General features: G+C 70.6%; 23 protein-coding genes and 1 pseudogene. 9 read left to right on the top strand and 15 right to left on the bottom strand.

Annotated features, from left to right (window positions below):
- Nucleotides 1-80 precede the first annotated feature (80 nt).
- The gene (locus QNO07_RS02475) at nt 81-1,751 is read right to left on the bottom strand and encodes a threonine/serine exporter family protein (protein WP_283989704.1); all 1,671 of its coding nucleotides are present in this window, start codon (nt 1,749-1,751) and stop codon (nt 81-83) included.
- A 145-nt stretch (nt 1,752-1,896) separates the two neighbouring features.
- Here QNO07_RS02475 and QNO07_RS02470 point away from each other — a divergent pair, with 145 nt between their 5' ends.
- The gene (locus QNO07_RS02470; protein ID WP_283989703.1) at nt 1,897-2,832 is read left to right on the top strand and encodes a DUF368 domain-containing protein; all 936 of its coding nucleotides are present in this window, start codon (nt 1,897-1,899) and stop codon (nt 2,830-2,832) included.
- A gap of 96 nt (nt 2,833-2,928) precedes the next feature.
- On the opposite strand, the gene QNO07_RS02465 is transcribed toward QNO07_RS02470, so the two are convergent.
- Nucleotides 2,929-3,834: an ABC transporter permease gene (locus QNO07_RS02465; protein ID WP_502961755.1), complete on the bottom strand. Its 906-nt coding sequence runs from the start codon at nt 3,832-3,834 to the stop codon at nt 2,929-2,931.
- Nucleotides 3,831-4,832, bottom strand: coding sequence for an ATP-binding cassette domain-containing protein (locus QNO07_RS02460; protein ID WP_283989701.1), 1,002 nt, complete (start codon nt 4,830-4,832; stop codon nt 3,831-3,833). Before QNO07_RS02460 ends, QNO07_RS02465 begins: the two co-directional genes overlap by 4 nt.
- A gap of 206 nt (nt 4,833-5,038) precedes the next feature.
- Here QNO07_RS02460 and leuE point away from each other — a divergent pair, with 206 nt between their 5' ends.
- Entirely contained in the window at nt 5,039-5,749 is a 711-nt protein-coding gene (gene leuE, locus QNO07_RS02455; protein WP_283989700.1) for a leucine efflux protein LeuE, read from the top strand.
- A 78-nt stretch (nt 5,750-5,827) separates the two neighbouring features.
- Here leuE and QNO07_RS02450 read toward each other — a convergent pair whose 3' ends face one another.
- Complete coding sequence (locus tag QNO07_RS02450; protein ID WP_283989699.1) at nt 5,828-6,448, bottom strand: PadR family transcriptional regulator; 621 nt, start codon at nt 6,446-6,448, stop codon at nt 5,828-5,830.
- A gap of 638 nt (nt 6,449-7,086) precedes the next feature.
- Here QNO07_RS02450 and QNO07_RS02445 point away from each other — a divergent pair.
- The gene (locus QNO07_RS02445) at nt 7,087-7,800 is read left to right on the top strand and encodes a GH12 family glycosyl hydrolase domain-containing protein (RefSeq protein WP_283989698.1); all 714 of its coding nucleotides are present in this window, start codon (nt 7,087-7,089) and stop codon (nt 7,798-7,800) included.
- 65 nt (nt 7,801-7,865) lie between these two features.
- On the opposite strand, the gene QNO07_RS02440 is transcribed toward QNO07_RS02445, so the two are convergent.
- The 3 genes from QNO07_RS02440 to QNO07_RS02430 form a co-directional block, all read right to left on the bottom strand.
- Nucleotides 7,866-8,438, bottom strand: coding sequence for a DinB family protein (locus QNO07_RS02440; protein WP_283989697.1), 573 nt, complete (start codon nt 8,436-8,438; stop codon nt 7,866-7,868).
- A gap of 205 nt (nt 8,439-8,643) precedes the next feature.
- The gene (locus QNO07_RS02435) at nt 8,644-10,101 is read right to left on the bottom strand and encodes an aldehyde dehydrogenase family protein (protein WP_283989695.1); all 1,458 of its coding nucleotides are present in this window, start codon (nt 10,099-10,101) and stop codon (nt 8,644-8,646) included.
- Nucleotides 10,102-10,153: 52 nt separating this feature from the next.
- Nucleotides 10,154-10,990, bottom strand: coding sequence for a Sco1979 family transcriptional regulator (locus QNO07_RS02430; RefSeq protein WP_283990043.1), 837 nt, complete (start codon nt 10,988-10,990; stop codon nt 10,154-10,156).
- Between the two features lie 314 nt (nt 10,991-11,304).
- On the opposite strand from QNO07_RS02430, the gene QNO07_RS02425 reads away from it, so the two are divergent.
- Nucleotides 11,305-11,832 carry an ATP-binding protein gene (locus QNO07_RS02425; protein WP_283989694.1) on the top strand — a complete coding sequence of 176 codons (528 nt, stop codon included), beginning with the start codon at nt 11,305-11,307 and terminating at the stop codon, nt 11,830-11,832.
- A 107-nt stretch (nt 11,833-11,939) separates the two neighbouring features.
- Here the strand turns inward: QNO07_RS02425 and QNO07_RS02420 are convergent, their stop codons facing one another.
- From QNO07_RS02420 to rpmG, 5 genes are all read right to left on the bottom strand, one after another.
- A complete protein-coding gene (locus QNO07_RS02420; RefSeq protein WP_283989693.1) occupies nt 11,940-12,179 on the bottom strand; it encodes a DUF397 domain-containing protein in 240 nt (79 codons plus the stop codon).
- A 338-nt stretch (nt 12,180-12,517) separates the two neighbouring features.
- Nucleotides 12,518-12,754: a 30S ribosomal protein S18 gene (gene rpsR, locus QNO07_RS02415; protein WP_283989691.1), complete on the bottom strand. Its 237-nt coding sequence runs from the start codon at nt 12,752-12,754 to the stop codon at nt 12,518-12,520.
- A 101-nt stretch (nt 12,755-12,855) separates the two neighbouring features.
- Nucleotides 12,856-14,040, bottom strand: coding sequence for a CobW family GTP-binding protein (locus tag QNO07_RS02410; RefSeq protein ID WP_283989689.1), 1,185 nt, complete (start codon nt 14,038-14,040; stop codon nt 12,856-12,858).
- Nucleotides 14,040-14,294: a type B 50S ribosomal protein L31 gene (locus tag QNO07_RS02405; protein WP_283989688.1), complete on the bottom strand. Its 255-nt coding sequence runs from the start codon at nt 14,292-14,294 to the stop codon at nt 14,040-14,042. The genes QNO07_RS02410 and QNO07_RS02405 overlap by 1 nt, the downstream gene beginning before the upstream one ends.
- A gap of 15 nt (nt 14,295-14,309) precedes the next feature.
- The gene (rpmG, locus tag QNO07_RS02400) at nt 14,310-14,474 is read right to left on the bottom strand and encodes a 50S ribosomal protein L33 (protein WP_283989686.1); all 165 of its coding nucleotides are present in this window, start codon (nt 14,472-14,474) and stop codon (nt 14,310-14,312) included.
- 56 nt (nt 14,475-14,530) lie between these two features.
- Between rpmG and rpmB the strand changes: the two genes are divergently transcribed.
- Both rpmB and rpsN read left to right on the top strand, forming a co-directional pair.
- Nucleotides 14,531-14,767 (top strand): 50S ribosomal protein L28, encoded by a 237-nt coding sequence (gene rpmB / locus QNO07_RS02395; protein ID WP_283989684.1) that lies wholly within the window; start codon nt 14,531-14,533, stop codon nt 14,765-14,767.
- Between the two features lie 5 nt (nt 14,768-14,772).
- A complete protein-coding gene (gene rpsN, locus QNO07_RS02390) occupies nt 14,773-15,078 on the top strand; it encodes a 30S ribosomal protein S14 (protein ID WP_283989683.1) in 306 nt (101 codons plus the stop codon).
- A 105-nt stretch (nt 15,079-15,183) separates the two neighbouring features.
- Here rpsN and QNO07_RS02385 read toward each other — a convergent pair whose 3' ends face one another.
- Nucleotides 15,184-15,762 carry a GNAT family N-acetyltransferase gene (locus QNO07_RS02385; protein ID WP_349636800.1) on the bottom strand — a complete coding sequence of 193 codons (579 nt, stop codon included), beginning with the start codon at nt 15,760-15,762 and terminating at the stop codon, nt 15,184-15,186.
- 448 nt (nt 15,763-16,210) lie between these two features.
- On the opposite strand from QNO07_RS02385, the gene QNO07_RS02380 reads away from it, so the two are divergent.
- Nucleotides 16,211-20,092 (top strand): DNRLRE domain-containing protein, encoded by a 3,882-nt coding sequence (locus QNO07_RS02380; protein WP_283989681.1) that lies wholly within the window; start codon nt 16,211-16,213, stop codon nt 20,090-20,092.
- The gene (locus tag QNO07_RS02375; protein WP_283989680.1) at nt 20,092-20,583 is read left to right on the top strand and encodes a hypothetical protein; all 492 of its coding nucleotides are present in this window, start codon (nt 20,092-20,094) and stop codon (nt 20,581-20,583) included. Before QNO07_RS02380 ends, QNO07_RS02375 begins: the two co-directional genes overlap by 1 nt.
- A gap of 554 nt (nt 20,584-21,137) precedes the next feature.
- Here the strand turns inward: QNO07_RS02375 and QNO07_RS27650 are convergent.
- A pseudogene (locus tag QNO07_RS27650) lies at nt 21,138-21,326 on the bottom strand (helix-turn-helix domain-containing protein); the annotation flags it as partial.
- A 204-nt stretch (nt 21,327-21,530) separates the two neighbouring features.
- On the opposite strand from QNO07_RS27650, the gene QNO07_RS02370 reads away from it, so the two are divergent.
- Nucleotides 21,531-22,514 carry a hypothetical protein gene (locus QNO07_RS02370; RefSeq protein WP_283989679.1) on the top strand — a complete coding sequence of 328 codons (984 nt, stop codon included), beginning with the start codon at nt 21,531-21,533 and terminating at the stop codon, nt 22,512-22,514.
- Here the strand turns inward: QNO07_RS02370 and QNO07_RS02365 are convergent.
- Nucleotides 22,504-22,689, bottom strand: coding sequence for a hypothetical protein (locus QNO07_RS02365; RefSeq protein ID WP_349636799.1), 186 nt, complete (start codon nt 22,687-22,689; stop codon nt 22,504-22,506). The genes QNO07_RS02370 and QNO07_RS02365 overlap by 11 nt on opposite strands.
- Nucleotides 22,690-22,798 lie beyond the last annotated feature (109 nt).

Raw genomic sequence — 22,798 nt, 5'->3', positions numbered from 1 at the left:
ACTCCCTGGTCCGAGCCAGTCCACGGCCCCTCTCGTCGAGGTCGAGCTGGGCCGCGGCTGACCCGCTCGGCCGGTCGGGGTCAGAAGCCGCGGGTGCGCTTGGCGGAGCGGCGGCCCGGCAGGGGGGTCTCGCGGCCGGGCGACTTGATGAACAGCCGCGCCAGCTCACCGCCGAGGTTCACTCCGATGGCGATGGCCAGCGCCAGCGCGGCGGCCCTGGCCAGGTACTGGAAGCCGTCGTCCATGTGGCCCTGGGCGAGGCCGAGCAGACCGAAGTAGGTCGCGCTACCGGGCAGCAGCGGGCCGATGGCCGCGGTGATGTACGGCAGGGCGGACACGAACTGGTAGCGGGACATGAGCTGCCCGAAGAGGCCGACCAGTCCGGCGGCGGCGACCGTGGCCGGGACGGGGTCCATGTTGCCGGTGTGGGCGAGCGCGCCGAAGACCAGCCAGGCGACGCCGCCGTTGAGCGTCGCCCACACCACCGTGGACCGCTCCTGCTGGAGCAGCACGCAGAAGGCCAGCGCCAGCGTCATGGCCGCGAGCAGCTGGGTGACCGGGCGTTCGACGCTGAAGGTGCCCTCGGGGTTGAGCTCGGCGCCGAACTGGTCGCCGATGTAGAGGATCGCCAGCACGCCGCTGACGATGCCGACGATGAGGTAGACCACTTCCAGCAGGCGGGCGGAGGCGGTGATGTAGAAGCCGGTGAGCCCGTCGTGCACCGCTGCGACCAGCGCCCGTCCGGGGATCAGCGCGAACAGGCCGCCGGTGATGACGGCGGAGGCCCGGATGCCGTCCAGCAGCGGGTGCTGGACGAGCACCACCGAGACGCCGATCGCGGCGGGCGGCATGGCCGCGGCGACGAACTGGTAGAACTCCGGCAGCCCGCGGCTGGCGAACATCCACGCCAACCGGTCACCGAGGATCGCGCCGACCGCCGCCAGCACGAACACGATCGGGCCACCGCCGACGAGCGTGGCGGCGGCGCCTGCCAGCAGTCCGCTGGCCAGCGACAGCACCCCCTTGGAGTAGGGGTGCCGGTTTCGCCGGATCTCCGCCAGCCGGCCGTAGGACTCCTCCAGCGTGACGTCGCCGGACGTGACGTCGGCGACCAGCCGGTAGACGGCGGCCAACCGGGTGTAGTCGGTGCCGCGGCGGCGCACGGTACGGCTGAGCGTCACCGGGTCGTCGACCAGCGACGGCTGGTGCGTGATGGACAGCAGCGTGAAGGTGACCGTCGGCTCGCAGCGGTCGAGGCCGTAGGCGTGCGCGACGCCGAACATGGCCGCCTCGACGTCCTCGGCGCCCTCACCGCCGGCGAGCAGCAGCTCCCCGATACGCAGTGTGAGGTCCAGCACACGCGGCACGGACGGCCCGGAGTCGTCCTCGACCCGTGCCGCCCGCTCGGGGGCGGGACGTTCCGCCAGCGGCAGCCGGACCATGGTGCGCATCCGGTCCTGCCATGGCGCGTTGCCCTTGACGAGCGACGTGACCATGGGGATGCCCTGCGCGGGCGTGAAGTGGAAGGCGCTGCTGTGCGTCTCGACCGGCTGGGTGCGCACACCCTGCGGGACGGCGAACTCCGAGGTCGGATGCTCGTCCTCCGGGATGGGCGGCAGCGGCATGCCCAGCGGGTGGCTGAACGCGCTGTGCGCCTCGTCGGACGCCGGCTTGCCGTCCGTGTGCTCTCCGGCGCTCTCGGTGTCCGAGGCGCCGGTCCTGCTGCCGTTCCGCTGCGGGTCCCCGACCACGACTTCCGCTTCTCCTTCCGCTTGGCTGATCCGCAGCCACGTGTGCCCCGGCGAGGGCTTTCGCACCCCCGCAGACGCGTCCCACGCGAAGCATAGGATGAGGGGCGATTCACCGCCTGACGGAGTCCCGGGGAAACAGGAGATCATGGCGAATACGGTCGGCACCCGTGTGTTCAACGCGTTCCGCGGTTCGCTCATCGGCGCCGCGGAGGTGGTGCCAGGAATCAGCGGCGGCACCGTCGCGCTCATCGTGGGCGTGTACGAGAAGCTGATCGGCGGTGCCGGCTACATCACGACCGCCGTGCGCTACGCGGTCACCGACCTGCCGCGCGGCAGAGGCGGTTCCCGGGCGGGCGCCGAGCTGCGCCGGGTCGACTGGGGTGTGCTGCTGCCGCTGCTGGTCGGCATGGCGGCGGCGCTCGTGCTGGGCGCCAAGCTGGTCGCCCCACTGGTGGAGAGCCACACGCAGTACGCCTACGCGTTGTTCTTCGGCCTGGTGCTGGCGTCCCTGTGGGTGCCGTACACCCACTCCGGACAGCGGTGGACGGGCCCGAACTACGCCGTGGCCCTGGCGGTGGGAGTGGCCGCGTTCGTCCTGACCGGCATGCCGCCCTCGCAGGCGCCGGTCAGCCCGCTGACGGTGTTCCTCGGTGGGTCGGTGGCGATCTGCGCGCTGGTGCTGCCGGGCCTTTCGGGATCGTTCCTGCTGCTGACGATGGGCCTGTACGAGCCCGTCATCGAGGCCGCCAACGAACGCGACCTGGTGCTGCTGGGCTCCTTCGGCCTGGGCTGCCTGGTGGGCCTGGCGCTGTTCGTCAAGGTGCTGAAGTGGCTGCTGGAGAACTACCACCACCTGACACTGGTGGTGATGACGGGCCTGATGGCCGGCTCGGTGCGGGCGCTGTGGCCGTGGCAGGACGAGGACCGCAACCTCTTCGCCCCCGGCGACGCCGCGCCACTCACGTTCGCCCTGATGGCGCTGGGCTTCGCCATCGTGGCGGTCGTGATCGTCGTGGAGCACCGCATGAAGCGGTCGGCGGAGCCCGACCAGCAGCAGCGCCGCCGCCACGCCCGCGTCTGAGGCACGTCTGCCTCACCGCCGGACGCACGTCTGCCGGACGTCCCGCCCAGCGGGCGCGGCCGGGTCCGGCCGGTCGGGCCGGACCCGGCGGTTGCGTCAGTCGCCCAGGCCGCGGTAGCGGCGGACGGCGAGCGGGGCGAAGACGGCCAGCAGGACCAGCGGCCACACCACGGCCAGCGGCACGGCGTGCTCGGTGGCCCAGGAGCCGCCGTCGTGCCACTGCGGGTTGCCGAACAGGTCGCGCAGCGCGGTGGCGGTCGCCGAGAGCGGGTTCCACTCGGCGACGGCGCCCATCCAGCCGGGCATCGTGTCCGGCGAGGTGAAGGCGCTGGAGAGGAACGCCACCGGCCAGACGAGGATCTGCACGGCGGACACCAGCTCGGGCCGCCCGGCGACGAGCGCCAGATGGATGCCGACCCAGAGCATGGCGAACCGCAGCAGGAGCAGCAGCCCGAGCCCGGCGGCGGCGGCGCCGAGGGAGCCGTGCCAGCGCCAGCCGATGGCGAGACCGGCACCGACCATGACCACCAGCGCGGCGGCGGACGCGGCCATGTCGAGCAGGCTGCGGCCGACCAGCACCGAGGACGGGGCGATGGGCATCGACCGGAACCGGTCGACGATGCCCCGGTCGAGTTCCTGGGTGAGGGCGACCATCGTGTTCTCCAAGCCGAAGGCGACGGTCACCACCAGCATGCCGGGCACCAGGAACTCCTGGTAGGAGCCGCCTTCGACGGCCATGCCGCCGCCGATGAAGTAGGCGAACATCACCAGCATCAGCACCGGGAACAGCAGCCCCACGAGGAGTTCCGCGGGCTGGCGCGCCCAGCGGGCGACACCGCGCCGGGTCATGGTGAGGGAGTCGGTCAGCAGGCGGGCGAGCCGGGCGGCGGGCGTGCGGGGCGGGACGGGGACGCGGACGGCCCCGGGGCGGGCCGCGGCCGTCGCGGTGACGGCGGCGGGGCCGGCCGCGGTGGCGGTGGATGCGGTCGGTGGTGTACTCATGCGGCGCTGGGCTCCTCGCTGTGGTCGGGCCGGTCGCTTGGGTCGGGCCGGTCGCCGGGATCGGGCCGGTCGGTGAGGTGCAGGAAGACCTCGTCGAGCGTCGGGCGGCGCAGGGCGATGTCGTCGATGCCGTCCGCACCGATCCCGGCGGCCTCCAGGTGCCGCAGGGTGGCCGCGAGGGCGGCCGTCCGGTCGGTGACGGGCGCGCTGGCCAGGCGCCGGTCGTGGTCGGTGCGGACCTCGGCGGCGCCGGTCGCCGCCCGCAGCGCGGCTGCGGCGGCGTCGAGCCGGGCGGCGTCGCGCACGACGACGTCCAGGTGGTCGGCGCCGAGCCGGGCCTTCAGGTCGGCGGGTGTGCCGTCGGCGACCCGGCGCCCGCGGTCGAGGACGGAGACGTGGTCGGCCAGCTGATCGGCCTCCTCCAAGTACTGCGTGGTGAGCAGGACGGACGTGCCGCCGGTGACGAGGGTGCGCACCGCGTTCCAGACCTCGGTGCGCCCGCGCGGGTCGAGCCCGGTGGTGGGCTCGTCGAGGAACAGCACCTCGGGGGCCGTGACCAGGGACGCGGCGAGGTCGAGCCGCCTGCGCATGCCGCCGCTGTAGCCGGAGACGGGCAGCGTGCCGGTGTCGCCCAGCTCGAACAGCTCCAGCAGTTCCGCGGCGCGCCGGGCGGCGGCCCGGCCGCCCAGGTGGTGCAGCCGCCCGAACAGGTCGAGGTTCTGCCGGCCGCTCAGCTGCTCGTCGACGGCGGCGTGCTGGCCGACGAGCCCGATCCGGCAGCGCACCTCGTCCGGTTTCCTGACCACGTCGTGGCCCGCCACCGTCGCCGTCCCCGAGGTGGGGCGCAGCAGCGTGGTGAGCACCCGCACCGCGGTGGTCTTGCCCGCGCCGTTGGGCCCCAGCACGCCGTGCACACTGCCGCGGCGCACCTCCAGGTCGAGTCCGTCCAGGGCCCTCCTCCTGCCGTAGTCCTTGCACAGCCCCTCGACGGTGACCACCGCCGCCCCGCTCCTGCCGGAACTCCCGCTGCCGTCCGCTCGCACTCCGCCGCTCCCTACCACGCCCGCGTTCCTCCACGTAGTCAAGCTTGACTAGCACTACCGGAGGGTACGCCGCACCAGCGCAGTGGTCAAACTTGATTACATGACGACCGCGTAGCGAAACCGCGTGTCGCCACAGGCCGTCGACATGCGACCATGCGCGCATGCTGGGAATAACCGACCTGCCCACCTACCTGGTGGGCCTGGCCCTGATCATCCTGCTGCCGGGGCCGAACTCGCTGTACGTGGTTTCCGTGGCGGCCCGCCTGGGCGTGCGTGCCGGGTACCGCGCGGCGGGCGGGGTGCTCTGCGGCGACGCCGTGCTGATGGTGCTCTCGGCGGGCGGCGTGGCCTCGCTGCTCCAGGCCAGCCCGGTCGCGTTCTCCGTGGTCAAGTACGCAGGCGCCGGCTACCTGACCTGGCTCGCGGTGGGCATGCTGCGTGCCGCGTGGGGGCTGTGGCGGCGTCGCGCGGCGGCGGTCGCCACCACGCTGGAGGCACCGTCCGGTGCCGAGGCGTCCGGTGCCGAGGCGTCCGCGCCGGCCGGTTCCCGGGCGCCTGCGGGTGGCGTCGCCGAGCGGCCCTACCGCCGGGCGCTCCTGGCGAGCCTGCTGAACCCGAAGGCCATCCTCTTCTTCGTGTCGTTCTTCGTGCAGTTCGTCGACCCGGCCTACCCCTACCCCGCACTGTCCTTCGCGGCACTGGGCGCCTGGGCGCAGCTGTTCAGCATCGTCTACCTGTCTGTGCTGATCTTCACCGGAACCCGGCTGGCCGCCGCTTTCCGCCGCCGCCGCAAGCTCCAGGCGGGCGCCTCGGCCGCCGCCGGCACGGCGTTCCTCGGCTTCGCCGCGAAGCTGTCGCTCACGGGCAGCTGAGGCCGACCGCACGCCGAGAACGCCACCCGGCGGTCGTCACCCGGCGGTCGTCATCCGGCAGTCGTCATCCGGCAGTCGTCACCCGGCGGTGAAGGGGTTGGGCCGGCCTTCGGCCAGGACTGTGACTTCCCGCTCCCCCTCGCCGGCCATCACGTAGGCACCGTTCTCCAGCCGCTCGATCAGGCCGCGGGTCCACTGCATGCCGCTGTCGGCGGTGTGCACCCACAGCTGCATGATCTCGCCGATGTGGCCCCACTCCGCCGGAGTGGAGCCGGGCGGCGTCCAGTGCGTGATTACCTCCGCGCGCCACGCCTCCAACGCGGCGAGGCGCGCCTTGAGCAGGGTGATCGCCTCCGCACGCGGCAGGTCGACCAGGAAGCCCACGCCCGAGGTCAGCATGTCCGGCTTCTCGTCCACGGCGGTGAGCGCGTGCCGCAGCAGTGCGCCGAACTCCCGCTCCCCCGCCCCGGTCAGCTCGTACTCGGTCCGCGGCGGTCCGCCCGCGGTGCTCGGCGCTACGTCGTAGGCCGTCAACAGGCCCTGTTTCGCCAGTTGCTTGAGCGCGTGGTAGATCGATCCGGGCTTGGCCGTGGACCACTCGTGGGCGCCCCAGAACTCAAGATCGTTGCGGACCATGTAGCCGTGCGCGCGACCGTGCTGGCGGACCGCCCCCAGTACCAGCAGCCGGATCGCTGACATCGGCCTTCTCTCCGCTTCCCGCATCACTCGCGTCACCCACGTCGTCTCGTCGCCCAGCGTAGACGCTGCGGGTGCGGCGACTACGCGGGCCCGGCGGGTCCGTGCCCCACGGCCCACGCGACGGACCCCCTCACGCCGACGCGCGCCGGCGGTCCGGGCCGCCGACTCCGGGGCGCGGGCAAGCCGGGGACGAGCAGGTTGCCGGCGGCCGCTCGATCCGCGAAGCGATCCACGAAAGCGATCCTCGAAGCGCTTCGAACACGAGCGCCGGGCGGGCGGCGCGAGGGCTGTGCGATTGCGCTTGGCACGTGCGGTGTGCCACCTGCCCGGCCGAAGGCGGAATCCACTCATCCGAATGTGTGCCGCAGGGCTTGTGCGACCTGCCGCGGAGTTCTACTCTCACGGATCGAAGCGCTTCGACTACTCGTTCCGTGCCAGGCAGACCGCGCGCGGAGCATCCCGTCAGTCCTGACCAGGCTCAGAGCGACGCGGTGGCGAACGGGCCCAACACCGCTTCGCACGACCGGGCTTCCCACTCCGCCGGACCCCCACCCCCACCCGGTCCGAACGACGGTCCTGGTGCTCGGCCCGACCCCCACAGCGTCCCGCGCGGCGGGACCGACCAAGGAGAGGCACCCATGGTGAAACGCACTGCCCGCAGGACCTTCCTCAGACTCCTGACCCCCCTGCTCGCCCTGGCGGTGCTCTTCGGGGTGTCCATGTCCCCCGCGCACGCCGCCACCTGGTCGACCAGTGACAAGTGGGGCCAGTGGAGCACCGGGGGTTACACCCTCTACAACAACATCTGGGGCTCCGGCGCCGGGTACCAGTCCATGTGGGCCAACAGCCACAGCAACTGGGGTACATGGGCCAACCACCCCAACACCGGCGGGATCAAGTCCTACCCCAACGCCAAGCGCGTGGTGAACCGCAACCTGAACCAACTCTCGTCACTCAACAGCAACTTCGACGTGTCCGTCCCCCAGGCCGGCGCGTATGCCACCGCCTACGACATCTGGGACACCAGCTACAACCACGAGATCATGCTCTGGATGAACTGGCACGGCCCGGTCGGCCCCCTGGGGACGTACCAGACCCGCGTCAGCGTCGGCGGCCACACGTGGGACGTCTACCGGGGCAGCAACGGCCACAACAACGTCTACTCCTTCCTGCGGACCTCCCACACCTCCGCCGCCAGCGTGGACGTCCTGTCCGTCCTGCGCTGGATCGCCGGCCGGGGCTGGATCAGGTCGAACGAGCCCATCGGCGACGTCCAGTTCGGCTACGAGATCACCTCCTCGGCCGGCGGACTGGACTTCACCACCCGGCAGTTCGGCGTCAGCTACAGCTGATCCGCAGGTGTCGCACGTGAACCAGGGGCTTGCAGGGAAGCGCGGTGCCGCTTCCCTGCAAGCCCTCAGCCCGCTGCGGGGCTGTGCTCCGCCGCCGTCCACTTGTCGGCGCCCTCTATCAGGTCGAACGCGCCCTTGCCGTCGACGGACTCCCGGATCACGTCGGCGTGGCCCGCGTGCCGGGCCGCCTCCTCGATGAGGTGCAGCAGTCCCCACCGCCAGGTGCGCGGCCCGCCCTCGTCCCAGGGCGCGGACGGCAGGTCGAACAGGTCGTCCATGCAGTCGAGCGCCCGCACGGCTGCCTCGGTCTCAGCGGCGACCTCCTCGTAGCGCGCCAGCACCGATGCCACCGACTCGTCCTCGGTCAGCCGGAAGCTGTTCTCCCAGGACGCAAGCGTCGCCGGGTCGCTGTAGTCGAGCGGCTCACCGCGCATCGTGCGAATCCAGCCGCGTTCGCCCTCCATCACGTGCTTGACGACTCCGGCCACGGACAGCGCGCTGGCGCTGGGCACGCTGCGGGCCTGGGCCTCGGTGAGTCCGGACAGTGCCCGGCGCAGGCCGCCGCGCTGGGCCTCCAGGTAGCCCAGCAGGGCTTCGCGCTCGCCGCCACGGGCCTCGGGGGATACGGGAGTGGGCACAGGTCTCACCTCTCGCGGTTCACGGGAGCCGGATGTTCCGACCCCTTCTCGCTGAGGACAACGCTACGGGCGGTAGAGGACGGTTTCTGTCCTCTACCGCCCCGGGACCGGCCGGAACATGCCGACGGCCCGCCCGGCGGCCCACGGTGGGGCCGGCCCGGACGGGCCGCGGAGGGTGTGGCGAGGGGTGGCCGGTGGGCGTGGGTCAGAAGGGGAAGCCGCTGCGGCCGTGCTGGATGGCGATCCACTTGGTGGTGGTGAACGCCTGCACGAAGTGGTCGCCGTTGAGGCGGCCCAGACCGGAGTGCTTCTCGCCGCCGAACGGCACGATCGGCTCGTCGGAGACGGTGGAGTCGTTGACGTGGATCATGCCGGTCTCGATGCGGTGCGCGACGGCCACACCCCGGTCGGTGTCGGCGGTGTGCACCGCGCCGCTGAGGCCGTAGGGAGTGTCGTTGGCGACCCGGACGGCCTCGTCCTCGCCGTCCACCGGGATGATCAGCGCGACCGGGCCGAAGATCTCCTCGCGCAGCGCCGGGGAGTCGGCGGGCAGGTCGGTGAGCACCGACGGGGAGACGAGGTTGCCTTCCGCCTCGCCGCGCAGCAGCGCGGTGGCGCCGCTCTCGACGCACTGGTCCACGAGCGAGGTGATGCGCTCCACCTGGCTGGAGTTGATGAGCGGGCCGATCACCGTCGAGGGGTCCGCCGGGTCGCCCACCTTGAGGGTGGAGACCTTCGCCACGAACTTGTCGGTGAACTCCTGCTGCACGCTGCGGTCGACGATGACCCGGTTGGCCGCCATGCACACCTGGCCCTGGTGGACGAAACGGCTGAAGACGGCCGCGTCCACGGCGTAGTCGATGTCGGCGTCGTCCAGCACGATCAGCGCGCTGTTGCCGCCCAGTTCGAGCACGGCGTGCTTGAAGTTGGCGGCGGCGACCGTGGCGACGTGCCGTCCCACCTTGTCGGAGCCGGTGAAGGAGATGACCTTGGGCACCGGGTGCTCGATGAGCGCGTCACCGATCTCGGCGATGTCGGTGATGACCACGTTCAGCAGGCCCTTGGGCAGTCCGGCCTGCTCCAGGATGCTGGCGACGAGGGAGCCGCCGCAGATCGGGGTGTTCTGGTGCGGCTTGAGCACGACCGCGTTGCCCAGTGCCAGCGCGGGGGCCACGGACTTCAGCGACAGCAGGAAGGGGAAGTTGAACGGGGAGATGACACCGACGACGCCGACCGGCACCTGGTAGACGCGGTTCTCCTTGCTGTCCACCGGCGAGGGAATGATCTTCCCCGTGGCACGCAGTGCCAACTGCACGGACTCCCGCAGGAACTCCTTGGCGAGGTGCAGTTCGAAGCCGGCCTTGGTGCGTGTTCCGCCCAGTTCGGCGACGATCGCCTCGGCTATCTCCTCCTCGCGCTCCTCGACGACGCGCAGCGCCCGCTCGAAGACCAGCCGGCGCGTGTAGGGGTTGGTGGCCGCCCACTCCGGCTGCGCCCGCTCGGCCGCCCGGTAGGCCTGGTCGACCTCCTCGGCGGTGGCGACGGTGATCGAGCACAGCTTCTCCCCGTTGTACGGGTTGAAGTCGATGATGTCCCACGAGCCCGAACCGGGCCGCCATTCACCGTCGATGTATTGAAGCGCCAGGTCCGCGAAGTCGGGCATTGCCATTCCTTCTCTGGGAGGACTCGTGATGGCACGTCATGTTACTTGTGTTCTACGCGAGTTGACGGATTCTTAGCAACCGGTCACGAGTCTCCGCCGGACTGAGGCTGTTGTTGAACAGCCGGTCCATGACGCCCGTGTACTCGGCGACCTCCTCCGGCTTGTCCAGGTAGAGCGAGCCGGTGAGCTGCTCCAGGTAGACGACGTCGGGGATCTCCGGTTCGGGGAAGCTCAGCTTGGTGAAGGCGCCGCTCTCGGCGGGGTGCCCGCCGAGGTCGAACGGCACGACCTGCAGCGTGACGTTGGGCCGCTCGGAGAGCTGCGCCAGGTGCTCCAGTTGCTCGTCCATGATCTCGCGGCTGCCGAACGGGCGCCGCAGCGCCGCCTCGTCGAGCACGCAGCGCAGGTGCGGCGCGGTCTCCTGGAGCAGCAACTTCTGCCGCTCCATGCGCAGCGCCACCCGGCGGTCGATCTCGTCGCCGGGCATGCGCCGGTGGCCGCTGGCGACGACGGCGTGCGCGTAATCCTCGGTCTGGAGCAGTCCGTGCACGAACTGGACCTCGTAGGTGTCGATCCGGGAGGCGGCGCCCTCCAGGCCGACGTACGTCTGGAACCAGGACGGCAGCACGTCGCCGTAGCTGTGCCACCACCCGGCGATGCTCGACTCCCGCGCCAGATTCAGCAGCGGTTCGCGTTCCGCTTCGTCGGTGACGCCGTACAGCGTCAGCAGATCCGCGACGTCTCGTGCCTTGAAGCTCACCCGTCCCAGCTCCATTCGGCTGATCTTGGATTCCGAAGCGCGGATCGAGTAGCCGGCCGCTTCCCGCGTCACCCCGCGCGACTCCCGAAGGCGTCGCAACTGGGATCCGAGGAGTATCCGGCGCACCATCGACCCGCTTGAGCCGCTTGTCCCGTTCGCTCCGCCTGTCACCGGAATTGCCCCTCTTTTGATCAGACACCCGCCCCGATGGACAAGCAGTCTGCCATCTCTGCGCTCCGTTGCGTGCCCATCCGGTTACACACGATCGAAAGTTACAGATGCACGTGCATCTGCCCTTGCATCCGTTGTTCGCATTGGGAACCATGGGGGCAGCCCAAGTGCACGCGGTGTCAACGTGTTTGGGTCCCGATGCCATCGGGTGAGCACCGCCGTCCGGTCCGCCACGGACCTCCACTGCCGTCACAGCCAGGGGGAACCTCGCTATGGGGACCGAAGGAACCACAGTGCTCGAGCCTTTATGGCAGGGACTCCCCCCGCTCGACCCGGGAGCTCTCTCCAGTTCCGCTTCGAGCGCGCTGCCGCCCCGATTCGAGGCCGTGCAGAGCGCTCGGGACTTCACCCGGAGCACCCTGGGCGGCTGGGGTCTGTCGGAACACTGCGACGGGGTGACGCTGGTCGTCTCCGAACTGGTGACCAACGCACTTCGGCACGGACTACCGGGCTGCGCACCGGCCTTCCAGGAAGCACCCGTGCGGCTGCACCTGATGCGCTGGGCGTCCCGGCTGGTCTGCGCGGTCCGTGACCCCAGCCGCACGCCGCCCATCTCCGCACTGGACGACGCCGACCCGTTCGCGGCACTCGCGGACTTCGCCGACGTCACCGCGGAGTCCGGGCGCGGCCTGTTCCTGGTGGAGTCCTTCAGCGACAGCTGGGGGTGGCAGCCGCTGCCAGAACCGCAGCCGGGCAAGGTGGTCTGGGCGCTGTTCCGCCTGGGCCCGGTCCCCTCCTGAGCACAGGAACACGCCTCGGCCCGGCCCGGAGATCTCCGGGCCGGGCCGAGGCGTGTCCGAGCGCGTGCGGGCGTCAGGCGCGTGACTGCGTCAGTCGCACGGCTGCGTCAGTCGTGTATCAGGTGGTCGAACTCGCCGTCCTTGATGCCCAGCAGCATGGCCTCGACCTCCGCCGGGGTGTAGACGAGCGCCGGACCGTCGGGGAACCGGCTGTTGCGCACCGCCACGTCCCCGCCGGGCAGTTTCGCGAACTCCACGCACGTGCCCTGGGAGTTGCTGTGCCTGCTCTTCTGCCAGGTGACCCCGTGGAGGTCCTGGGCCGCCATGCCGTTGTGTGCCTGGTGCATCGGACTCTCCCGGGTAGTTCATTGCCCAACCAACCCGGATCATAACGTCGTTCACGTGCTGATGCATGTGCCGATGCACGTGCACGACAGCGAGTCGTGATGCCATCACCCCCGGTCAGAGCGGAGAGCCGGCCACCACCGAGGGGGTTCGGCCCCGCACGCAGCGCACCCGGCGAACCGCGCCACGAGCACACGTCCCGCAACGCCGTTGAACGGGTGCGGCGTTCACCCACAGGAGAGACGCACGCCGCCCGCCCCGGGTTCCGCTGCGGAACCCCACCGGGCGGGCGGCGTGACCGCGGCGCCCCCGCGGCTGCTCCGGTGCCGGCTCCGGGTCGTCACCGGGAGGAGTAGGGCAGCAGGGCCATCTCCCGGGCGTTCTTGATCGCGCGGGCCAGCTGGCGCTGCTGCTGGGCAGTGACACGGGTCACCCGGCGGCTGCGGATCTTGCCCCGGTCGGAGATGAACTTCCGCAGCAGATCGGTGTCCTTGTAGTCGATGTAGGTGATACCCGCGGCGTCCAGCGGGTTGGGACGCGGCTTGAGCGGCTTGCGCGAGACAGCGCGAGGGGACATGGCGAACCTCGGGAGGGGTGATGGATGGTCGGGGGTCGGGCCTCGGGACAGGGCCAGTAGGGCTGGTGTCACCGGGGCCGGGAGAGGGCCGGGGCGTGCGGTCAGCCCACGGGGTCGAGCAGCTCGTCGAAGGCGTGCGGCAGCGACTTCCAGGCGTCCCGGCCGGCCGCGTACTCCTCGTCGTCGAGCAGGCAGGAGTCCAGCAGCTCGCACAGCCCCTCGCGGTCGAGGTCCGGCGAGGTGAAGACCAGGTGCTGGCTGCGGTCGCCGTGCTCGGGGTGCCAGTCGAGCGCGGCAGCCGCACGACGCGCCGGGGGCACCATCTCCCAGGCGGCGTCCGGCAGCGAGGCCAGCCACGGCCCGGCGTCCTCCACGCACAGCGCGCCGCCCGCGGCGTCCCAGGCGAGCAGGGTGTCGGGCCGGTCGGCGAGCCAGAACCTGCCGCGACTGCGGGCCGCCGCACGGCACAGGTCCTCCAGCGCCGCGTAGAGGCGGGCCGGGTGGAAGGGACGCAACTGGTGCCAGACGAAGGTCTCGACGCCGTCCGCCGAAGCGGCCTGCGGCAGCAGGGCGCACGCCGGGTGCTGCCGGGCGGCTGCCGACTCCACGTCGAAGCCCGCGGTCAGCGCGGCCACGAAGTCCGGGTCGTCCAGGCGGACCTGGCGGGCGGTCGGGTGCAACTGGTGCAGCAGCGCGAGGTCCTCCTCGTCGGCCGGCTCCGGACCGTCGACCACGGTGAGCACCGCCGGGTACTCCAGCTGCCGCGCCCAGGTGTCGGCGACGGTCCGCTGGTCGGTGGCGGCGGCGGCCAGCCCGGCCTCGGCCAGGTCGTCGCCGTTGCCCAGACAGGGCAGCACCAGCGCCGGGTCCACCGCCGTGACCACTCCGGCCAGCCGCAGCCCGTCACCGCTGTGCGCGGCGATCACCTCCGCCATCGCGCGCGGCTCGACCGAGTCCCACAGCTCCACGACGGCCAGCCGGCACAGGTCGCTCGCGGCCAGCCGCTCCAACTCCGGCACCAGGTCCTCGCGCAGGGCGCAGCAGGCGCAGTCGTTGACCAGCGGTGCGTGCCCGGTGTCCAGCACGCCGCGGCTCTCACGCACCACCCGCCGGACCGAGCCGTCGGTGGCGCTCGCCAGGTCGTGGTGCAGCGCGACGCTTCCGGGCACCGCCTCCAGCAGCGTGCCGACCGTGGCGGCGCGGGCGGTGGCGTGCAGGCCGCCGACGACGACCACCGGCAGGCGGCCGTCCGCCGGGCCGGGGAGCCGGCTGTTCGGTTCCGGCATCACCGGGCCTCACGCCTGGCGTAGCGGCGCTCGAAGCGCTCGACGCGACCGGCGGTGTCCAGCACCCGGGCGGTGCCGGTGTAGAAGGGGTGGCTCGCCGAGGAGGTCTCGACGTCGATGACGGGGTAGGTGTTGCCGTCCTCCCACTCGATGGTCTGCGCGCTGTCGGCGGTGGACCGGGTGAGGAAGGCGAAGTCGGCGGCGCGGTCGCGGAAGACGACGTGCCGGTACGGCGGGTGGATGCCGGGCTTCATCTCAAGGGCTCCTGATCAGCGCTCTTCGCGGAACGCGACGTGGCGGCGGGCGAGTGGGTCGTACTTCCGCAGCACCATGCGGTCCGGGTCGTTCCGGCGGTTCTTGCGGGTGACGTAGGTGTAGCCGGTGCCGGCAGTGGACCGGAGTTTGATCACCGGGCGTAGTTCGTTGCGGGCCATACGGGTACTATACACAAACGACAACCATTTTCATTTAGTGATCAGGAGCCCTTCCCATGTCCGCCCACTGCCAGCTCACCGGCCGCGAGCCGGGCTTCGGCAAGCAGATCTCGCACTCCCACCGGCGCACCTCGCGCCGCTTCAACCCCAACATCCAGCGCAAGCGCTACTGGCTGCCCAGCGAGGGCCGCCACGTCCGCCTCACTCTGAGCGCGAAGGGGCTGAAGACGGTGGACAGCATCGGCATCGAGAAGGCCGTGGCCCGCATCCGGGCGCGCGGCGGGAAGGTCTGACCGACATGGCGAAGAAGAGCAAGATCGCGAAGAACGAGCAGCGCCGCGTCGTCGTCGCCCGCTACGCCGCCCGCCGGGCCGCCCTCAAGGCGATCATCCGCAACCCCGCCACTCCGGACGCGGAACGCCAGGCCGCCCAGGCTGAGTTGAACCGCCAGCCGCGTGACGCCAGCGCCACCCGCGTCCGCAACCGGGACAGCGTCGACGGCCGCCCGCGCGGCACCTACCGCGCCTTCGGCCTCTCCCGCATCCGCCTCCGCGAGATGGCCCACGCCGGCCAGCTCCCCGGCGTGCGCAAGTCCAGCTGGTAGCCGGACGCCCGCGCGGCCCTGCGGCGGACCCCTCCCGGGCCCGCCGCCGGGCCGCGCACGGCGCACCGCCGTCCGGCCGCTCTGCGGCTCACCGCCGTCCGGCCCTCAACAGCCGAACAGGCTGCGGCACTCCGTCAGCCCGCTCACCTCGACGGGCACCGTGCGGTGCCGCTCCCAGCCGTCCCGGTCCAGGCGCAGCCGGTGCAGGGCCCGGCGCCGACCGTCCACCGAGGTGACCTCCAGCCCGTCTTCCCGGTAGCCGAGCCTGCGGGAGACGCCGAGCGAACGCGGGTTGTCCGTCATCGCGGCCGACGTCACCGCACGGGCACCCAGCCCTTCGAACGCCAGGTGCAGCGCGGCGGCCCGCATCTCCGTCCCGATGCCCCGCCCCTGGTGCCGCAGCCCCAGCCACGACCCGGTGGACGCCTCCCCCGTGACGGCGAAGTCCTCCGCCATGAGGTCCTGGAGACCCACGACCTCCCCCTGCCCGACCACCACCAGCGACAGCGACCAACTCGCCTGCTGCCACTGGCCGAACGTGCGCAGCACGTACTGGAAGACGGACCGGGCCGCTTCCTCCGGGGACCCCTTCGTCCAGGGCACGGAGAAGGGCATCTCCGCCGGACCGTGCACACCGGCCGACGCCAACCGCGCCAACTCCTCCAGCAACGCGAAGTCAGGCAACCGCAGTTCGAGCCGGGGCAGTGGCCAGGCGGAGGCCGCGCAGCGGCCAGCACGTCTCTTCCATGACGGAAGGCTGCTACGAGCGGCCCGGGGTGTCGAGCGGATTTGGGGCGGCCGCTACACCGGAGTACCGGCTCCCCGTCGTCTTCAGTCCGCTCGGCCCGTTCTTCACGTAGGCGCACCACGCCCCACCGACCGGGTGTACGCGGCGGCCGCCGTCTGGCGTACGGCACATGCGCGGCGCGCAGCGACTTCGGCCTGCCCCTGCCAGCCGGCGCGGCTCCTCCAACCCTTGGGATCGATGACCAGTGATGTGCATCTCATCGCACTGTCTGTATGGACATGTCATCACCGAGCAACAATGATCTTTTGCAGAAAGCATGAACCAAGGGGGTTGTACGTGAAGAAGCGTGATAAATACAGACCTAGTAGGCCATTACGTTCAGTGATGACCTACAGCATGGTCGGCGCATTGGCGGTCGGGGTGGGCGTGACGGGGGAAACCGTCGCCGGCGCTGTGCCCCCTCTGTCCGCACCGGTCACTGCAGACCAACGGAATTCCGAGGAGGCAGCGACTGGCGCCGCCCGGAGGCACGCGGCTGCGGCAGGCGAGCGTCTCGAGGTCGAGGCTCTGCGGACCGAGAGCTCGACCACCTACGTCAATCCGGACGGATCGCTGACGGAGGAGTCGACTACCGGACCGATCCGGGTCCGCGACGCGCGCGGCTCCTGGCGGGAGATCGACACCACGCTGGAGTACCGGGACGGCGTTGTACGACCCAGGCAGGCCGCGACTGACATCGCCTTCTCCGACGGAGTCGATGCCCCGCTCGCGGAGGTGACTGCGGGTGAACAGAGCTTCGGCATAGGCTGGGGCGGAAACCTCCCCCGACCCGCACTCGTGGGCAACACCGCCGTCTATCGCGACGTGCAGCCCGACACGGACCTCGTGCTCACCGCGCTGCCCGAGGGCTTCTCCCATCACTTCGTGCTCAAGAAGCGGCCGAAGGAGCAGGTGGAGTTGCGCATACCCGTGATCGCCGAGGGTCTCGACCTCAGGAGAACAGCAGACAAGCGACTGCTCTGGAAGGACGCTGGCGGCGACAGCGTGGCGACCGCGCCAGTCCCCGTCATGTGGGGAGCCGCCGAGGGGGCCGCATCGGGCGAGCCGGAGAACGTCACGGATGTCGCAGTCGCGGTCGAGAACAGCGGAACTGAACAAACGCTCGTCCTGAAGCCGGACAGGTCCTTCCTCGACGATCACGACGTGACATACCCGGTCGTGGTCGACCCGACCAACACACTCCTCGGCCCTGTGACGGACACCTGGATCCAGGACAGCGCCTATCCCACCTCCCAGCGCGGGTCCACTGAGCTCAAGGCCGGAACGTACAACGGCACCGAACGAGCCCGGTCCTACTTGAAGTTCAACACCTCCCGGTTCGCCGGCAAGCGCATCGTTGAGGCAAGCCTGCGCCTGTACTCGCACTGGTCGGCCTCGTGCTCCACAGCGAACTCCGGCATCCAGGTACGGCGGATCACCAGCGGCTGGGATCCCTCGGCCATCTCCTGGTCGCAACAGCCGAGCACGACGGCCACAGCGGCTTCCGTGTCGAAGGCGGCCAAGGGCTACAACGCCAACTGCCCCGCCGGGCAGGTGTCGTGGAACGTGAACGGCATCGTGCAGGCTTGGGCAGAAGGCCAGCCCGACCACGGGCTGCGCGTGGCGGCCGTCGACGAGGCTGACCCGTTGACCTGGCGCCGGTACCGGTCCGCCAATTACGTCGATGGATCGCACGACTCGGCAACCGAGCCATCCCTGATCGTCACCTACAACTCCACGCCCGGTACGCCCACTGCGCTGAGTCTCAGCCCGCTCAAAGCCGGCACCATGATGACGACCGCCGGAACACTGACGCCCACGTTGCTGGCGAAGGTGAGCGACAGCGACCCGCAGAGTTCGCTGGTAACGGAGTTTCAAGTCCAGCCGGACCCGGACTTCGCCGACACCACTTACACATGGACGGGCAAGAGCGCGGTGTTCGCGCCGGGAGCCACCGCCTCACTCCAGGTTCCCACCGCGTCGGCCCTTCCCGACGGTGCCCATCTGCGCATGCGTGCCCGAACTGGTGACGGGGTCGACACCTCCGCCTGGTCGGACTGGAACACCTTCCGTGCGGACGCGAGCGCCGTCCTGCCCGCAGACCTACCAACGGCGTTGCAGACCGGAGCGACAGACACCCCCACCCCTCTGATCACCGGAATCGTCAGCTCGCCTAACGGCGGCATGGTCGAAGCCCAGTTCCGCCTCCGCACTCCCGGCGGAACGCAGACGCTCGGCACCCAGCTCGTCAACAACGGCGAACGCGCCAGCTTCCAGGTACCGGCCGACCGGCTCACCGGCAACGGCCCGTTCGACTGGTCTATGAGGGCCTGCTACTCGGGTAGGTGCTCGGCCTGGACCACGCCCACCCCGATCACGGCGGGAAGCGGCGACCTGCCTCCCCCTGTGGCTCCCGGATCCTCGATCGCTGTGCCGCTCAGCACCGCCAGCGCCTGCGTCGGCGCGAGCGACTGCCTCGGGGAGACCGGCACCCCGCTCAGGGTCGGGAACGTCTCCGGCCGGGGCTGGCGCGCGTACCTCAAGCCTGATGTCGCGGACGTACCCGCCGGAGCGCGCGTGACCAGCGCCGTCCTCAAGCTCCAGACCAGTGGGACGGCACCGCGGGTGGACGTGCACGCGCTCAACGAGGAATGGTCGATCGACGGAAAGGGAGATGACCTGGAAGCTGCCACGGCCCCGGAGGCCAACCTGACGGCCACAGCGCCGTGGGAGATTGACGTCACCGGCCTGGTGACGGGCTGGACCGACGGCGCGAACGTCAACCACGGCCTCGTCCTGCGGATGCCCGAGAACGCGCCGAGCACCGCGGCCATCAGCTTCACCTCGGCCGCGCTCACGGTGGAGTACGGCGCCGCGACAACACCTTCGCCACCCAGTGGGCTACGGGCTCGCGCCGGAGACGGCGGTGCGCTCGTGACCTGGGCCGCGAGCAAGGACAGCGGATACAACGACACAGCACTCACCTACGAGGTTTCGGCCGTCGATGCCACCGGTGCGGTGATCGCCAAGCAGACCACCGAAGGCACGGACGCCGTTCTGACCGGCTTGACCAACGGCACCTCGTACAGCTTCCGGCTCAGCGCCTCGAACCCGTACGGGACCAGTAGCACGGTCGCCGGCGAAGCGGTCAAGCCGGTGAGTGCCTCGCCGGACAGCGCGACGTATGTGCGGGCGGTCCGGGAGTACCTCGAGGCTGGTGCGGCGATGACGACCGGTGCCCAACACACCGCGGCTGGCGCGGTGCGCGGCCGACCGCACGCGGCGATGTACTCATGGTTGCTCAAGGCGGAGGAGTCGTGGCTGATCGACACCCGGGACGCGCTGAGGTCCGACGACCTCGTCTACACATCCGTCACCTCGACGATCTCCGATACCTTGACCATGCCCACCACCGACGGCTCGGTAGCCGTCCGCGCGACGGTGAGCGAGCGGCGGTTCCTCGCCGACTCGCCCTCCGATCCGGAGACGAGCGAGGCGGTCGTGATCTTCACGTTCGGTGGGGAGACGCCCTCGCTACGCGGCAAGATGGACGCGACTCAGTACGACCAGCGGCTGCCTCGGGGGGAGGATGCTTTCCTCATGACGACCTACGGCACCGTGGAGAGCGAGCAGCCCACGGTGAGATCCGCCCCTACCAGCGGTCCGCCTTCGGCAGAGTCCGTGGAAGGCTCCGCCCCCTTCACTCCCTTCGCCACCATCGACGCCAATGGCACAGCGAAGTGGGCGAGGGCCAACTGGGACGCACGCCACGAGTACAACCAGAACTGCACCAACTACGTCTCCAAAGCGCTCTACCACGGCGGCGGCATGCGCATGAAGGGCGTTAAGAAGAACAAGAGGAGCCTCGACAACTGGTGGCGGCTCAAGCACGCGTCGCCGCCGCACTCGGGAGGCGGCTTCTACTTCACCAACTCCCACACCTGGACGGTCTCCGACGACATGCGCAAGTTCCTGGCCCGGCACAGCAACGGTGTGGTGAACACGGAGAGCAAACAGCAGTACGCCAAGGTCGGTGACGTGGTCTTCTTCAACTGGGGTGGCAAAGGCGGCTGGGACCACGCCGGCGTGGTCACCAAGATGGCCAAGGGGAAGGCATATGTGAGCGCGCAGAACAAGAACCGGCTGAACCAGCGTCTGGACACCTTCGTGAAGAGCCAGAAGGGCACCTGGGCGGACATCGTCCGGGTCAAGCCGGGATGGTACTGATGGCAGGTATCCGAGCATCCACATGGGTAGTCGCCGTGGTGGTGGCGGTTGCCGTGTGTTCCGGTGCCACCGCAGCCTGGTGGCTGTACCGCGACGACCCGGCGCCCTACGCACTCCAGGACACCCCGGAGGTACAGGTCACCGTTCGCCCCGTGGAGTCGCGCTACCCGGATGCGAAGCAGGTGGCACAAGAGACAGAGCTTGTCATCAAGGTGTACCTCCAGCGCCTCCGGACAGGGGACGCCGCTGACCTCTCCCGCATCGGCGCACCCTGGTACACCGGCCGGGAACAGGCCGCTCGCGAGCTGATCTCGCAGTATGGCCCACACGCCGTTGAGCCGGTCGAGGCAGTCGTCTCCGACCCCGTCGTGCCGAGGTTGGCGTCCGCCGACCTCCGCTTCGCCGATGGAAGTCGACAGAGGATCGACCTCACCAAGGACAAGGACGTGTGGTGGCTGGCGCTGGGTGAGGGCGACCCCGTCAAGCCGTAAGCCACGACGCAGTACCAGTGCCAGGGACCGCCGTCCACGGAGGACTCTCCGTGGACGGCGGTGCTGCGTACCGGCACCGCCGTTGGGGAGTTCAGCAGCGAGCCGCTCGGGCAATCGCCCTTCGAAGAGCTGTGGCGGCGTGCCCGGCCCGGTTCGGTACCTGTTCTCCCTGCGAAACCCTCACCTGACGACCGAGGGAAGCACCGGCCGGACGAGCGAGGCGTGTGCTCACCGGTGACCGCCCGTCGTGGCGGAGGCTTCGGCGAGGTGGGGATGGTGGGAGGGCAGGCCGCTGTGATCGTGGTCGAGGTGCGCGAGGATCGCATGCGGGCCAGATCAGTGCGGCGGCCAGCGCGCCCGCGAGGGAGATACCGCCGAGCGTCCAGGAGGCGGTTCGCATGCCGATGGTGCTTACCGCTGTAGAGCGGATCGTGGTTGGCTTCGGTGGCCTGGGCACCGCACCGCCAGGTATGGATGAGGTGCCGTCCAGCAGCAGTCGCCGCTCCCCGCCGGCGGCGGTGAGTGCTTGGGCGAGTGTCGGCGCCCCGCTCCGCCAGGACCTCGACGCCCTCGGTCACATAGCGCCAAGCGGTGTCGGTGGAGACCGCGAAGCGTGCGGCGAGCTGGGCGAAGGTGTCGCCCAGCGCGAGCCAGACCAGCAGCATCACGGCCTGGTCGAAGGAGGTCAGCTTCCGCCAGGGACTGCCGATCTCACACCTTCGGGTACCGATCAGATCCTCCACCCACGAAACGAGAGCATCAGGCAGGTCGAGAGCGGCGCGATGGGTGACCGCGAAGCTCCTTGCGCCGGGAGATTGTTGGCACCATCGCAACGGACAAGGCCTTCGTACGTCACGGCCCCCGGACCACGACCATCACCCGATCCAGGGAAGGTCGGAAGAGCTCAATGAAGAGAGAAGGGGAGTCTCTTGGCAGGTTCCTGTGGGTTGACCGCTCCGCCGGAACGGGACGGGCGCGAGCTGGCGGTCTGGGCAGTGGCCCGGATGGCGGCCGCGCTGGCGGAGGACACCGCCTTCGAGGCGGACGTCACCTGTGTCGAGCGTGGCGGCACCAGCATCGTCACGGTGGCCGGAACCTCGGCCGCGATGCGGGAGCGGGAGGGCGGCGATCCGGGCGTTGCCGCCCTGTTCGATCCCGCCGCTCTGCTCTGCCACATCGGCTCCCTGTCCGCGCGCCACAGCACCCGCATCGGACGGCGCTGCGTGGAACTGGAGTTGGTCCCGCACCCGGTGTGGGCACAGGGCGCCGAAGGCCCCTGGACCTCCCCCGAAGCGGAGGCGGTGCGTCTCGCGCTCGACACGGCCACCGGCTTCCTGCTGGAAGCCGACACGCCTTGGCGGGACGGTGAGCCCTCCCACTACACCGTCACCTCACTCGCCACTCCCGATCCGGTCGCCCCAACGTCGTCGACCCCACCGGCTCGCACGTACGGTGCCGGCTGGGCTCTGGGGCGGATGGCGGCCACCCTGCTGGAACCAGCGGTGCTCACCGCGCACGTCACCCTCGACGCGGACGTGTCGGACCTTGAGGCCTCCACCTCGGCGCCTACCAGTGACCGCACTTGGGCGGTCACCGTGACCGGCACCGACAGCGTCGAGCGACAGCTTGTACTGGGGGACGATCCGGACCCGCACGCCCCGGGTGCCGTGCGTCGGCTCACGGAGCTGCTCACACCGGCCCGCATCGTGGGCCACCTGCGACGGGTGCACGTGGTGCCCGGAAGCGGCGGCCGCAGCGTCCAGGCCTCCGTGCGTCCCATGCGGACCTTCCCGATGAGCGCCTGGGCGCCGGACGAGGAGGCCAGGTGCCGCTTCACGGTCGATCCGGCGACGGGTGTACTCACCGAGGCCACGACCCACCTGGGAGCGGACTGCCTCGCCCGTTACCGCGTCACCGGACTCAGCCGCTGACCCCTTGCGCCGGCTGCCGCCCCCCGAACGTGCGCAGCACGTACTGGAAGACGGACCGGGCCGCTTCCTCCGGGGACCCCTTCGTCCAGGGCACGGAGAAGGGCATCTCCGCCGGACCGTGCACACCGGCCGACGCCAACCGCGCCAACTCCTCCAGCAACGCGAAGTCAGGCAACCGCAGTTCGAGCCGGGGCAGTGGCCAGGCGGAGGCCGCGCAGCGGCCAGCACGTCTCTTCCATGACGGAAGGCTGCTACGAGCGGCCCGGGGTGTCGAGCGGATTTCC

Source organism: Streptomyces sp. 549, assembly GCF_030124175.1.
Taxonomy (GTDB): Bacteria; Actinomycetota; Actinomycetes; order Streptomycetales; family Streptomycetaceae; genus Streptomyces.
Note: the sequence above shows the minus strand (reverse complement) of the source record. Positions and strands in the feature narration are given on the sequence as shown.

Coding starts and splice junctions, on each gene's coding strand:
- QNO07_RS02470 (WP_283989703.1), top strand. CDS start 1,897: ATGGCGAATACGGTCGGCACCCGTGTGTTCAACGCGTTCCGCGGTTCG.
- QNO07_RS02465 (WP_502961755.1), bottom strand. CDS start 3,834: ATGAGTACACCACCGACCGCATCCACCGCCACCGCGGCCGGCCCCGCC.
- leuE (WP_283989700.1), top strand. CDS start 5,039: ATGCTGGGAATAACCGACCTGCCCACCTACCTGGTGGGCCTGGCCCTG.
- QNO07_RS02450 (WP_283989699.1), bottom strand. CDS start 6,448: ATGTCAGCGATCCGGCTGCTGGTACTGGGGGCGGTCCGCCAGCACGGT.
- QNO07_RS02445 (WP_283989698.1), top strand. CDS start 7,087: ATGGTGAAACGCACTGCCCGCAGGACCTTCCTCAGACTCCTGACCCCC.
- QNO07_RS02435 (WP_283989695.1), bottom strand. CDS start 10,101: ATGCCCGACTTCGCGGACCTGGCGCTTCAATACATCGACGGTGAATGG.
- QNO07_RS02430 (WP_283990043.1), bottom strand. CDS start 10,990: ATGGTGCGCCGGATACTCCTCGGATCCCAGTTGCGACGCCTTCGGGAG.
- QNO07_RS02425 (WP_283989694.1), top strand. CDS start 11,305: ATGGGGACCGAAGGAACCACAGTGCTCGAGCCTTTATGGCAGGGACTC.
- QNO07_RS02420 (WP_283989693.1), bottom strand. CDS start 12,179: ATGCACCAGGCACACAACGGCATGGCGGCCCAGGACCTCCACGGGGTC.
- rpsR (WP_283989691.1), bottom strand. CDS start 12,754: ATGTCCCCTCGCGCTGTCTCGCGCAAGCCGCTCAAGCCGCGTCCCAAC.
- QNO07_RS02410 (WP_283989689.1), bottom strand. CDS start 14,040: ATGCCGGAACCGAACAGCCGGCTCCCCGGCCCGGCGGACGGCCGCCTG.
- QNO07_RS02405 (WP_283989688.1), bottom strand. CDS start 14,294: ATGAAGCCCGGCATCCACCCGCCGTACCGGCACGTCGTCTTCCGCGAC.
- rpmG (WP_283989686.1), bottom strand. CDS start 14,474: ATGGCCCGCAACGAACTACGCCCGGTGATCAAACTCCGGTCCACTGCC.
- rpmB (WP_283989684.1), top strand. CDS start 14,531: ATGTCCGCCCACTGCCAGCTCACCGGCCGCGAGCCGGGCTTCGGCAAG.
- rpsN (WP_283989683.1), top strand. CDS start 14,773: ATGGCGAAGAAGAGCAAGATCGCGAAGAACGAGCAGCGCCGCGTCGTC.
- QNO07_RS02380 (WP_283989681.1), top strand. CDS start 16,211: ATGACCTACAGCATGGTCGGCGCATTGGCGGTCGGGGTGGGCGTGACG.
- QNO07_RS02375 (WP_283989680.1), top strand. CDS start 20,092: ATGGCAGGTATCCGAGCATCCACATGGGTAGTCGCCGTGGTGGTGGCG.